Here is an 11,750-nt window from a genome sequence, read left to right as displayed (position 1 = left end):
AGTGAGAATGCAGAGGCTCATTTCTCGAGTGTTTGAGAAGGTGGTGAGGGAGTACTTTGCTGATTCTCCCCTGGGTGGATCGCGTGTGCCGGCTGTGTTCCCGCCAGTCGACGAAGGACGGCTGGATGATCTGCGGCGACGGTTTGGCGGTTTCCTGGATCCTTCCTATCGTGAATTCCTTCTCGTGACGGACGGGATGGTGGGGGGTGACATTGATATCTTCGGGTCTCGCGACTGGGAGCCGGGTGGGCGGGGTGAGAGCGCCATGGCCTATCGGGACATCCTTGAAGGCACTGGTACCGCTCAGGACGTAGGTGCACCTGAGGGGGTTTCTCTCCTCCCTGTCGCCTCCGACAAATTTTCCAGAGAGGCCATCTTTATGATCGACCTCGGCCCCGAAATTCCTTACCGTTTCTGGTGGGTGGGGGCCGGTTCTAGTCGCTTCTTTGGGGATTTCTATAATGTGCTTGAGTACATGATGGACCCGTCAGCTTACGACCCCGTCGAGGAAATCGAATGATCCGCTTGTGACTGAAGGCCCCTGCGGGCGCTCCAGTCCGAGTGGGCGGGCACGCCGAGTTTGCTCCGCTGAACATCGAGGAGGGTTGCCTCCTCGATGTTGGCCTTTCCGTGCCCCGGGTGCTGGCGTCAGTGGGGACCCTGCTGTGTGGACTAGTGAGGGAAATCGGCGCACCAAGCGGGTGGAGGACTGTCGGGCGTCGAGGGTCCCGGAGTCAGCACCGATCCAGCACGACGCACCCGAACGGACCGGAACGGATGCCAGCGGAAGTCTGCACCAGGTCAGCACCTGCGCATCTGCGGCCGATTGGGCTCGCGCGGTCCATACCTCTGACCTGCATGTTTGTGCGGGAGGGCGTCGCGTGGTAAGCGGCGCCCTCCCATTGGGAGAACATCTGGCTCCGCACGAAGCGCTACGACGCGAACGGCAAGGTCAGAAGCGGTACGGGCGGTGTCTGCTACCTCTATTGGCCCGCCAGGCCTACATCGGCCCAACTCCACGCACTGCGCTCGCTCGGCCTGCTGTGACGGGTACGGCCTCGGGGGCGAGCCCCAGGACACGGTCGAGGTAGGGATTGGCGAAGAGCCCGGTCGGGTCGAGGGTGTCGCGCAGGGCGACGAAGTCCTCGAAGTGCGCGTAGCGGGACCGCAGGGCCTCGGCGCCGAGGGTGTGCATCTTGCCCCAGTGCGGGCGGCCGCCGTAGGAGCCGAGGATGGACTCGCAGGCGTCGAAGTAGCGGCGGTACGGCATGCGGTGGTACTGGTGGAAGGCGATGTAGCAGCTTTCCCGCCCCTGTGCGGTGGACAGCGTGATGTCGTCGGGGGCCGCGAACCGCACCTCGAGCGGGAAGGACACCCGCTCGCCGGTCGTGTCGATCCACCGCTTGATCTCGCGGAGCGCGTCGACGGCGTGCTCGCGAGGGATGGCGAACTCGCCCTCGTGGAACCGTACGTCCCGGGGCGAGGCGAAGACCCGGGGGGAGAGGTCCGTGAACTCCCGCGCCGACATGGCCCGTGCCGCGAACCGGGCGATCGGCGGCACCAGGGCCGGGACCGCGGTGCCCAGCCGGAGGAGGCCCTCGAAGCCGAGGCCGCTGACCGTCTCGTCGACACGGCGGGCCAGGGCGCCGATCGGCTTCAGCGGCGTGGTCGCCGGCAGCCGACGGAAGCGCCGGGTCAGCGCGTTCTCGCTGTGCGGGAACCAGAAGAACTCGAAGTGGTCGTTCTCCTCGGTCAGTTCGTCGACCCGGTCGAGGACCTCGGCGACCGGCATCGCCGTGTCCCGGGCGTGCAGCGCGAACTGCTCCACGCACTGGAGCGTGACCTCGGTGACCACCCCGAGCGCCCCGAGGCCGACCCGGGCGGCCCGGAACAGCTCGGGCCGCTCGTCCGCCGAGCAGCGCACGACCGACCCGTCGGCGAGGACCAGCTTCAGTGCCCTGACCTGGGTGGCGATGCCGCCGAAGCGCAGCCCGGAGCCGTGCGTCCCGGTCGAGATCGCTCCGGAGACGGTCTGCCGGTCGATGTCGCCCATGATCTCCATGGCGAGGCCGTGGGAGGCGAGCAGCGGGCCCAGCCTCCACAGCGGCATCCCGGCGTCGACCGTGACGAGCCCGCTCTCGGCGTCCACGGAGCGCAGACCGGCCAGCCGGTCGAGCCGCAGCTGGACGCCGGAGGCGACGGCGGCGCCGCTGAACGAGTGCCCGGAGCCGATCGCCTTGACCCTCAGGCCGTCCCGTGCGGCATCCGCGATCGCGGCGGCCACCTCGTCCGTGCTCGTCGGCCGCAGTACCCGGACGGGGCGGGCCTGTTCGCTGCCCGACCAGTTGCGCCACACCTCGGTCATGCCGGAAGTCCTCTCGATGGAATCGAATCGAACGGGATCAAGGGGATGGACGGTCGACGGCACTCGACGGCTCTCGACGGCTCTCGACGGGGCTCGACGGGGCCGTGGTCCCCGGAAGCCTGAACTTGGACGGCTGACCAAGTCAAGAGGTGGGAACCCTTGACCTGGACAAGTGACCAAGACATGGTGGCGCCACCGAAACCGGTCCGGCCCCGAGAAAGGCACGTACGCCATGGGACGTTCCACTCATGCCACGGACACGACGCACACCGCCGACCGCGCTGTGCACCCGGCACCGGCGCCCGCGAGCTTCGCGGACCTCCAGCACGCCACGGCCGGACTCCAGCCGCCGTTCGCCGTCGTCGACCTCGGGGCGCTGCGCGCCAACGCCGCGCAGATGGTCCGCCGCGCCGGCGGCAAGCCGATCCGCCTGGCCAGCAAGTCAATCCGCTGCCGTCGCCTGATCGGCGATGTCCTGAACCTGCCCGGCTACACCGGAATCCTTGCCTTCACCCTCCCCGAGGCGCTGTGGCTGGCGGCGGACCACGACGACGTCCTCGTCGGCTATCCGACGGCGGACCTTCCCGCCCTGCACCGCCTGGCGGCCGACGAACGGCTCGCGGCGCGCGTCACCCTCATGGTCGACTCGGTGGAGCACCTGGAGTTCATCGCCGCCGCCGTCGGCCCGGACGGTCCGCCGCTGCGCGTCTGCCTCGACCTGGACGCCTCCCTCCGCCTGGCCGGCGGCCGCCTGCACCTCGGGATGCGGCGCTCGCCGCTCCACGCGCCCGAGCAGGCCCGCGCGCTCGCCCTCGCCGTGCTGGCCCGGCCACGGTTCCGGCTCGTGGGCGTCATGGCGTACGAGGGGCAGATCGCCGGCGTCGGAGACGACCAGCCCGGCCCGGCCCTGGCCCGCGCGGCTGTCCGGCTCATGCAGCGTGCCTCCGTGCGCGAACTGCGCGAGCGCCGCGCCGCCGTCGTCAGAGCCGTACGGGCCCTCGCGCCGCTGGAGTTCGTCAACGGCGGCGGAACCGGCAGCCTGGAGACCACCTCCGCCGAACCGGCAGTGACGGAACTCGGAGCGGGCTCGGGCCTGTACGCCCCCGGGCTCTTCGACCACTACCGCCGCTTCACCCCGCTGCCCGCCGCCCACTTCGTCCTGAACGTCGTCCGCAGGCCCGCACCGCGTCACGTCACCGTCCTCGGTGGCGGTTGGACGGCATCCGGTCCGGCCGGGACCGACCGACTGCCCCTCCCGGTCCACCCGACGGGGCTGCGCCTGCTGCCCCGCGAAGGCGCGGGCGAGGTCCAGTCCCCGCTGACCGGAGCCGCCGCCGATGACCTGCGCGTCGGCGACCGCGTGTGGTTCCGGCACGCCAAGGCGGGCGAGCTGTGCGAGCGGGTGAACGAACTGCACCTCGTCGAAGGCGATCGGATCGTCGACGCCGTTCCCACCTACCGAGGCGAAGGCCACGCCTTCCTCTAGCCGCCGACCACCGGCGTACGCTGCCCAGGCACACCGCCCCCACCTGACGCCCGAGGGAGACCACATGGCCCGCCAGTCGGCCGGCGAACGCCGCGAACAGCTGGTCGAGGCCGCCATCCGCGTCATGATCCGCGACGGCGTCGCCAAGGCCACCACCCGCGCGATCGTCGGCGAGGCCGGGCTCCCGCTGGGGGCCTTCCACTACTGCTTCCGCTCCAAGCAGGAACTCCTGCACAGCGTGATCGAGCGGATCATGCTCCGCTCGCTCGCCTTCCCCCTCGTGCCGCTCACCGACGGCGCCCCTGCGGCCGACGTCATCCGCGCCACCCTGCACGCCTACTGGGACCGCATCCGCGAGCGCCCCGACGAGCACCAGCTCACCTACGAACTCACCCAGTACGCCCTGCGCGAGCCGGGCCTCACGGACGTGGCCCGCCGCCAGTACGAGCACTACCTCCAGGCCAACATCGACCACCTCCAGTCCGTCGCGAGCCTCACCGGCATCGAATGGGCCACGGAGCTCCCCGTCCTCGCCCGCTACGGCCTCAACCTCCTCGACGGCCTCACCCTCAACTGGCTGATCGACCGCGACGACGCCCAGGCACTGGCCGCCCTCGACACATACGCCGCTCACCTGGCCGCACTCGCCGTGCCCCGCGCCGACGAGGGCGCGTGACCGGACTCGCGTACGGGGTGAAGCCGGTCCGGTCGCCGTGGCCGGCGAAGCGCCCGGTGACGAAGAAGCTCACCACGCGCACGCCCGCCGGCGGGTGCAGGGCGAACCACGCCATCAGGGCCGACTTGCCGGCCCAGGCGGGCGCGCGCCACCACAGGTAGCCGGTGTCTCCCGGATCCGTGCAGAAGGCCGCGAGTTCCGCCAACTCCGCCTGGCAGCCAAGGAGTTCGGACGGAGCGATGGTCCGCACCTGGTGCAGATAGGCGGAGCGGACCGGCGCCCCCACGGTGACGAAGGCGTTCGTCCGGACGCCCCCGTCGCCGATCTGCACTCCGCGCGCGTGCCAGGCGTCGATACGCACGCCGGGCCCCGGCCGGCCGAACCGCCGGGGCCCCGCCGACGCCGCAGCGCGTCCCGGAGACCGGCATACGCGTCCCGTACGGCACTGCCGGCCGACTCCGAGACGCCCGCGGCGGCACCGGTGGCCAGGGCCGCCAGGATCAGCTCGACACCCGTCATGTGCTTCTCCCTTCCGCGGGAACTCTTCTCCCGATCGGCCCAACGATCCGACCGGGCGTCCGGGCATGCGCGGAGCCCCGGGACGGTCAGGAGGTCTTCGGTACGTCGCCGACGAAGACCAGCCCGTCCGCCGCGCCCAGGTGCGCCGGGTCCAGCGGGGCGTAGCCGAACCAGGGGGAGACGCGCGCCTCCGGGAGCGTGAGGGTCGCCGCGAGGCGGCGCGCGTCGACGAGGGAGGGCGTCGGGGGGAGCTGCTCGTGCAGCAGGCCCTCCAGGGTGTCCGGCGCGGGTGTGTCCACGCCCTGGTGGCGCAGGGTGCCGAGGGCCGTGGGAAGGAAGGCGTAGTCCGCGCCGAGGCGCGCGCTCACCTGGGCGCCGGCGCTCCACCACTCCAGCGGGTCGCCGCCCATCCGCATCGTGCTCTTCTCCCGCTGGAGGTGGGAGTTGTGGGCGTACACGAGGACCGGGCCGCGGTCGGCGAGGGCGAGCAGGTTCTCGGCCATCATCCGGCCGCGGACGCCGAGGAGCCGGGGGAGCCGGGCGGGCGAGGTGTCCGCCATCCAGTGGTGGTACTGGAGCAGGCCGCGCGCCGTACGCGCGTGGAGCCGCGCCCGGTCCACCTCCTCCCGTGAGGCCGCCGCGAGCAGCAGCGGTGCCTGCTCGTCGAGCAGGGCCGCCAGGTCGTCGGCGATCAGCCGCAGTTCCACGGCCTCGGGCGAGCGGCCCACCGAACGGGTGGGGTCGTACATGACGGCCGGCTCGGTCCACCGCTCGTCGGTGCCGAGCAGCCGGTCGAGGGTGTCCGCGGTGCAGGGGAGCAGGCCCGGGTCCACATGTGCGGCGAGCCGGGCGTGGAGCGCGGTGAGGGCCTGGCGGGGGCTCGCGGCGGCGGTGATCTCCAGCGGGCCGTCGAAGCCGGCGAAGCGGAGCCGGTCGTCGGCGGGCCGCCCCTCGTTGAACGCGCGCATCCAGCGCACCAGCGCCCGGTTGGCCGCGGAGGCGCCCCAGCCGTGGCTGATCCCGCGCTCCACGACCTCGTCGAGGGCGCCCTCGGCGCCGCCCCCGGCGCCCCCGGTCACGTACGCGTCGACGAGCAGCCCCGCGAGGCAGTCGCTCTCCAGCGCGATCGTCCGGTAGCCCTCCTCCTCGACGAGCTGCCGGAAGAGCGCGTTGCGCAGGTCGAGCAGGAAGTCCTCGCCGTGGGTGGGCTCGCCGAGCGCGAGCAGCCGGGGCGGCCGGGGCGGCCGAGGCCGGTCCTGGAGCAGCTCCAGGACGGCGGCAGCGGAGAGGGAACGGGCGGTGTCCTTGATGTCAGTCGCCATGCCTTCAACCGTATCGTTGAAGCCTCGGTGGAGACTTTTCCCCGATCCCCCCGCGATATCGTGGACTTCATGGGGCAGAACCTTCAAAGCAGGGATACGTGCGGGCGGCTGCGGCCGGTCGACCTGGCACGCGCGCACGGGCTGTCCACCCAGGCGGTCCGCAACTACGAGGACGCCGGCATCCTCCCGCCCGCCGCCCGCACCCCCGCCGGCTACCGCGCCTACACCCCGCTCCACGCGAGCGCCCTGCGCGCCTTCCTCGCCCTGCTGCCCGGCCACGGGCACCCGACGGCGACCGCGATCCTGCGGGCCGTGCACGAGGGCGACCCCGACGAGGCCTTCCGCCTCGTCGACGAGAGTCATGCCCTGCTCCTGGAGGACCGCCGGACCCTCCGGGCCGTGGAGAGCGCCCTGCGCGACCTGAGCGACCTCGGACCGAACCCCGCGAGCGGGCACGACGGGTCGCCCGGGGACACCTTCATCGGGCCGCTGGCCCGCCGGCTCGGCATCCGGCCCGCCACGCTCCGCGCGTGGGAGCGCGCCGGACTGGTGCGCCCGCGCCGGGACCCCCGTACCGGATACCGGGTGTACGCGGAGGCCGACGTACGGGACGCCCGCCTCGCCCATCAGCTGCGCCGCGGCGGCTATCCGCTGGAGCGGATCGCCCCGCTGCTCGACCGGGTACGGGCCGCGGGCGGCCTCGAACCCCTGGAGGGCGCGCTCGGCGACTGGCGCGCCCGGCTCTCGGCCCGCGCCCGGGCGATGCTGGCCGGGGCGGCGGAGCTGGACGCGTACCTCCGCGAGCGCGGCTGAGCGGGCACCCGTCAGGGGCTCCGGCGCCCCGGAACCGTGAGACCGGGCCGGCGACCGGGCATAACCCTCCCTGCAGGACCCGATCCCCGATCCCCTCAGGGAGGAGTGCGCCGCCATGGTCGAGCAGGTCGAACGCCGGCTGCCCACCGACGAGGCCCGGGAGCTGCTCGCCCTGGTCCGGGAGATCGCCGCGCGCGAGATCGCGCCGGGCGCCGCCGACGAGGAGGCCGCGGGGCACTTCCCGCGCGAGCTGTTCCGGCTGCTGTCCGCCTCCGGGCTGCTCGGACTGCCGTACGACTCGGCGTACGGCGGCGGCGACCAGCCGTACGCCGTCTACCTCCAGGTCCTGGAGGAACTGGCCGCCGCCCGGCTCACGGTGGCCCTCGGGGTCAGCGTGCACAGCCTCTCCTGCCACGCCCTGGCCGCCTTCGGCACCGAGGAGCAGCGGGCCGCCCACCTGCCCGCGATGCTCGGCGGCGGCCTGCTCGGCGCCTACTGCCTGTCCGAACCCTCCTCCGGCTCCGACGCGGCCGCGCTGCGCACCCGGGCGGTCCGGGACGGCGAGAACTGGGTGCTCGACGGCACCAAGGCGTGGATCACCCACGGCGGGATCGCCGACTTCTACACCGTCATGGCCCGCACCGGCGGCGAGGGCCCCAAGGGGATCACCGCCTTCCTGGTGCCCGGCGACGCGCCCGGTCTGAGCGCCGCCGCGCCCGAGCGGAAGATGGGCATGAAGGGCTCGCCCACCGCCCAGGTGCACCTCGACGGGGTACGGGTCCCCGACGTCCGCCGGATCGGGGCCGAGGGGCAGGGCTTCGCCATCGCCCTCGCGGCCCTGGACTCGGGGCGGCTCGGCATCGCGGCCTGCGCGGTGGGCGTGGCGCAGGCCGCGCTGGACACGGCCGTGGCGTACGCGCGGGAGCGCCGCCAGTTCGGTCGGCCGATCGCCGACTTCCAGGGGCTGCGCTTCCTGCTCGCCGACATGGCCACCCAGGTCGAGGCGGGCCGGGCGCTCTATCTGGAGGCGGCCCGGCTGCGCGACGAGGGCCGGCCCTTCGGCAAGCAGGCCGCCATGGCGAAGCTGTTCTGCTCGGACGCGGCGATGCGGGTGACGACGGACGCGGTGCAGGTGCTCGGCGGTTACGGCTACACCGCGGACTTCCCCGTCGAGCGGCTGCTGCGGGAGGCGAAGGTGCTCCAGATCGTCGAGGGCACCAATCAGATCCAGCGGGTGGTCATCGCCCGTCACCTGGCCGGACCAGAGTCCCGTTGACCCGGACCGTGCGGTCCGCCCAGACGGGGCCCGCGGCGAGCCGGCTCCACTCCTGGTCGCGCAGGCCCGGGAGGGTCTTGCCGTGGCTGGCCCAGAGGTCGAGCACGGCCTTGTAGATGGGCGGGTCGGCGGGATGGGCCGGCGAGGCGGCCGGCGCCGGAGTGGGCATGGGGGCGGACACCGGGACGGGGGCGGGGGTGGCGGCTCGCGAATCGGGCCTCTGGGCGGGCGCGGGAACCGGCGCCGGAACCGCCTGCTGAACCGATTCTTCAGAACGCGGCTCGGACTGTCGATGCCGGCCGTATCCGCTGGGTGTCGTATACAGCGTGGTCATGCCCGGACCAACGCTTCGGCACGGGCCCCGGTCACCGCCGGGCGCGGTCGAGCGGGAGTTCGAGGCGTCCCCGGAGGGCTCCCGTGCGTTGCCTCCCACCGCTCCGCGGTGCACGACTCTGGCCGTCGGCCCGGCTTCTGACGTACCGTCAGATCCCTGTCGCCGCCGAGGAGGTCACACGTGTCAGACGACCGGCCCGTCCCGCTCGACGAATACCCCGTGCACCAGGCACCGCTCTCCATGAAGCACCACGTCAGCGGCGACCGGAACGCCTACGACCGGTGCATCTTCCATGTCTTCGACCACCAGGGGCGCGCCCTGCTCATCGCCGGGCTCGGCGTCTACCCCAACACCGGGGTGGTCGACGCCTACGCGACCCTGCGCACCGGCGACCGGCTGCACGCGGTCCGCGCCTCCGACGCCCTCGGCGAGGACCGGATGAACCTTGCCGTCGGCCCGCTGACCATCACCGTCGACGAACCGCTCAAGCGGCTCTCCCTGCACTGCGACCCCGATCCCGCCGACCCCGACGGGCTCTCCTTCGACCTCACCTGGACCGGTGACTTCCCGGCCGTCTGGGAGCCGCACCACACCCAGCGGCGCGGCGACCGGCTCACCCTGGAGGGCCGCCGCTTCGTCCAGGCCGGGCACTGCACGGGTGTGATCCGCGCCGGCGGCGAGGAGTTCGCCGTCACGGCGGGGGAGTGGACCGGCACCCGCGACCGCAGTTGGGGCGTGCGCCCGCTGCCCGGCGAAGAGCCGGGCCGCGCCGAGGAGTTCCGCCCCGAGGGCTTCCACTGGCTCTGGATCCCGATGCGCTTCGAGGACCGCTTCGTCATGGTCGTGGTGCAGGAGGACGCCGACGGCTACCGCACCCTCAACGAGGCCCTGCTCGTACGCGACGGGCACCGCGACAGCCAACTCGGCTGGCCCCGCACCGACATCACCTACCGGCCCGGCACCCGCGACCCCGAACGGGCCGTCGTCCACCTCACCGACCCGGCCGGCAAGCCCCTGGAGGCCGGCGTCGAGATCCTCGCCTCCTCCCCGCTCGCCATCGGCGCCGGCTATCCGCCCGCCCCCGACTGGCAGCACGGCAGCTGGCAGGGCCGCGACTGGACCGACCGCCGGGTCTACGACCTCTCCGACCCCGCCGCCCACCCCCTGGCCGCCTACGGGGTCACCGACCACGCCGCCCGCTTCACCCTCGACGGGCAGACCGGCTACGGCATCTTCGAACACGGCTCCTTCGGCCGCCACGACCCGAGCGGCTTCGCCGACCACGCCGACACCCCCCGTTGAACGCCCCGCACGACCGGCGAGTGAGCCGAAGGGGCGCGCCGGGGGAACAGTCGCGAGCGCGCGGAGGCCGCGAGGAACGAGCGGTCGAGCACGGTCGGGGCTGTGAGCCCGGCTCGAGCGCCCCGGAGGTGAACCGAGCCCTGAAAAGAAGGGAGCCGCACATGACATCAGCACCCCGCCCCCGTACCTCCACCCGCGACCCCGAGGAGCTGGGCCGCCGGCTCGCCGGATGGCTCGACGGGCGGCTGCCCGGCGCCCGGGTCACCGGCCTCGCCGTGCCCGGCTCCAACGGGATGTCCAGCGAGACCCTGCTCTTCGACCTGGAGCACCCGGACGCGCCGGTACGGGGCTGCGCCCTGCGGCTGGCCGCCGACCCCGCCGCGTACACCGTCTTCCCCGTCTACGACATGGCCCGGCAGCACCGGGTGATGCGGCTCGTCGGCGCGCACACCGACGTGCCGGTGCCGCGCGTGCTGTGGCTGGAGGAGGACCCGGGGCCGCTGGGCGCGCCGTTCTTCGTGATGGCCCGCGCCGAGGGCCGGGTCCCGCCGGACGTCATGCCCTACACGTACGAGGGGAACTGGCTGCACGCGGCGAGCGACGCCGAACGGGCCCGCCTGGAGGCCGCTTCGGTCGCCGTCCTGGCCCGGCTGCACGACCAGTTCCCCGCGAAGCAGGCGGAGTTCCTGCTGCCCGAGGGGACCGGCACCCCGCTGCGACGGCACGTGGACGCCCAACGCGCGTACTACGCCTGGGTGGTGGACGGACTCGCGCCCTCGCCGCTGATCGAGTCGGCCTTCGACTGGCTGGAGGCGCACTGGCCGGCCGACGAGGGCCCGGCGGTGCTCAACTGGGGCGACGCCCGGATCGGGAACATCGTCTACGACGGGTTCGAGCCCGCCGCCGTGCTCGACTGGGAGATGGCGGCCTGCGCCCCGCGCGAGGTCGACCTCGGCTGGACGGTCTATCTGCACCGCTTCTTCCAGGACCTGACGGTGAGCTTCGGCCAGCCCGGCCTGCCGGACTTCCTGCGCCGCGACGCGATCGAGCGCCGGTACGCCGAACTCACCGGCCACACGGCCCGGGACATGGAGTTCCACACCCTGTACGCGGCGCTGCGGCACGCGATCGTGATGCTCAGGATCGCGTACCGGCAGGCGTACTTCGGCGAGGTGGACGTCCCGGAGAACCCGGACGGGCTGATCCTGCACCACGCCACGCTGGCGGCCATGGTGCAGGGACGCTACTGGTGAAGGCCCCGGGCCCGTACGGGCTCAGGCCGCGCGGCGCAGCTGGGCCGGCTTGATCGGGCGCGAGCCCGGACCGCCCACGTGCGAGAACGGCTGCATCCGCCAGTCGAGGCCCTGAGGCAGCGTCAGGAGCAGGGCGGTGTCCTGCTCCTGGACCTCCAGGGTGTCGTCGGCGGCGCCCGCCTCGGCGGCGGCGCGGCCGGTGCCGGAGCAGACCGTGAGCACGAAGGGGTTCCACGGCGTCGGGCAGAGCGCGTGCTCCGGCAGGACGTCCTCGTCCGCGAGCAGCGCGATCGGCTGCTCGCAGTCCGGGCAGATCACCCGGTACATCTCAAAGGTGTCGTACGCGTCGAGCTCGTCGACGGTGTCGACGGAATCAACAGGCTCCTGCATGGAGAATCTCCCCC

General features: G+C 72.9%; 11 protein-coding genes and 1 pseudogene. 8 read left to right on the top strand and 4 right to left on the bottom strand.

The features are described 5' to 3' along the window. Window positions 1-7: 7 nt before the first annotated feature. On the top strand, window positions 8-520 hold the full coding sequence (locus KV205_RS26275; RefSeq protein WP_265867094.1) for a hypothetical protein: 513 nt from the start codon (window positions 8-10) through the stop codon (window positions 518-520). A gap of 383 nt (window positions 521-903) precedes the next feature. Next, window positions 904-1,047: pseudogene (locus tag KV205_RS26270) on the top strand (peptidase C39 family protein); the annotation flags it as partial. Here the strand turns inward: KV205_RS26270 and KV205_RS26265 are convergent. Then, window positions 1,001-2,365, bottom strand: coding sequence for a D-arabinono-1,4-lactone oxidase (locus KV205_RS26265; protein WP_265867093.1), 1,365 nt, complete (start codon window positions 2,363-2,365; stop codon window positions 1,001-1,003). The pseudogene KV205_RS26270 and the gene KV205_RS26265 overlap by 47 nt on opposite strands. 232 nt (window positions 2,366-2,597) lie before the next feature. Between KV205_RS26265 and KV205_RS26260 the strand changes: the two genes are divergently transcribed. Then, complete coding sequence (locus tag KV205_RS26260) at window positions 2,598-3,851, top strand: amino acid deaminase/aldolase (protein ID WP_265867092.1); 1,254 nt, start codon at window positions 2,598-2,600, stop codon at window positions 3,849-3,851. 64 nt (window positions 3,852-3,915) lie between these two features. After that, window positions 3,916-4,527 carry a TetR/AcrR family transcriptional regulator gene (locus KV205_RS26255; RefSeq protein WP_265867091.1) on the top strand — a complete coding sequence of 204 codons (612 nt, stop codon included), beginning with the start codon at window positions 3,916-3,918 and terminating at the stop codon, window positions 4,525-4,527. 605 nt (window positions 4,528-5,132) lie between these two features. Here the strand turns inward: KV205_RS26255 and KV205_RS26250 are convergent. Further along, window positions 5,133-6,368, bottom strand: a complete 1,236-nt coding sequence (locus KV205_RS26250; RefSeq protein ID WP_265867090.1) for an erythromycin esterase family protein — start codon at window positions 6,366-6,368, stop codon at window positions 5,133-5,135. A 69-nt stretch (window positions 6,369-6,437) separates the two neighbouring features. On the opposite strand from KV205_RS26250, the gene KV205_RS26245 reads away from it, so the two are divergent. Then, a complete protein-coding gene (locus KV205_RS26245) occupies window positions 6,438-7,181 on the top strand; it encodes a MerR family transcriptional regulator (RefSeq protein WP_265867089.1) in 744 nt (247 codons plus the stop codon). Between the two features lie 115 nt (window positions 7,182-7,296). After that, window positions 7,297-8,457 (top strand): acyl-CoA dehydrogenase family protein, encoded by a 1,161-nt coding sequence (locus KV205_RS26240; protein WP_265867088.1) that lies wholly within the window; start codon window positions 7,297-7,299, stop codon window positions 8,455-8,457. On the opposite strand, the gene KV205_RS26235 is transcribed toward KV205_RS26240, so the two are convergent. Next, on the bottom strand, window positions 8,420-8,626 hold the full coding sequence (locus KV205_RS26235; RefSeq protein WP_265867087.1) for a hypothetical protein: 207 nt from the start codon (window positions 8,624-8,626) through the stop codon (window positions 8,420-8,422). The two genes, KV205_RS26240 and KV205_RS26235, sit on opposite strands and share 38 nt — an antisense overlap. Before the next feature lie 345 nt (window positions 8,627-8,971). Between KV205_RS26235 and KV205_RS26230 the strand changes: the two genes are divergently transcribed. After that, window positions 8,972-10,093: a hypothetical protein gene (locus KV205_RS26230; protein ID WP_265867086.1), complete on the top strand. Its 1,122-nt coding sequence runs from the start codon at window positions 8,972-8,974 to the stop codon at window positions 10,091-10,093. Between the two features lie 161 nt (window positions 10,094-10,254). Beyond that, window positions 10,255-11,346 carry a phosphotransferase family protein gene (locus KV205_RS26225; RefSeq protein ID WP_265867085.1) on the top strand — a complete coding sequence of 364 codons (1,092 nt, stop codon included), beginning with the start codon at window positions 10,255-10,257 and terminating at the stop codon, window positions 11,344-11,346. Window positions 11,347-11,367: 21 nt separating this feature from the next. Here KV205_RS26225 and KV205_RS26220 read toward each other — a convergent pair whose 3' ends face one another. Continuing rightward, window positions 11,368-11,736, bottom strand: a complete 369-nt coding sequence (locus KV205_RS26220) for a hypothetical protein (RefSeq protein WP_265867084.1) — start codon at window positions 11,734-11,736, stop codon at window positions 11,368-11,370. Window positions 11,737-11,750 lie beyond the last annotated feature (14 nt).

The sequence above is a fragment of the Streptomyces sp. SKN60 genome, assembly GCF_026236535.1.
Lineage (GTDB): Bacteria > Actinomycetota > Actinomycetes > Streptomycetales > Streptomycetaceae > Streptomyces.
This window is presented reverse-complemented; position numbering and strand designations above follow the sequence as displayed.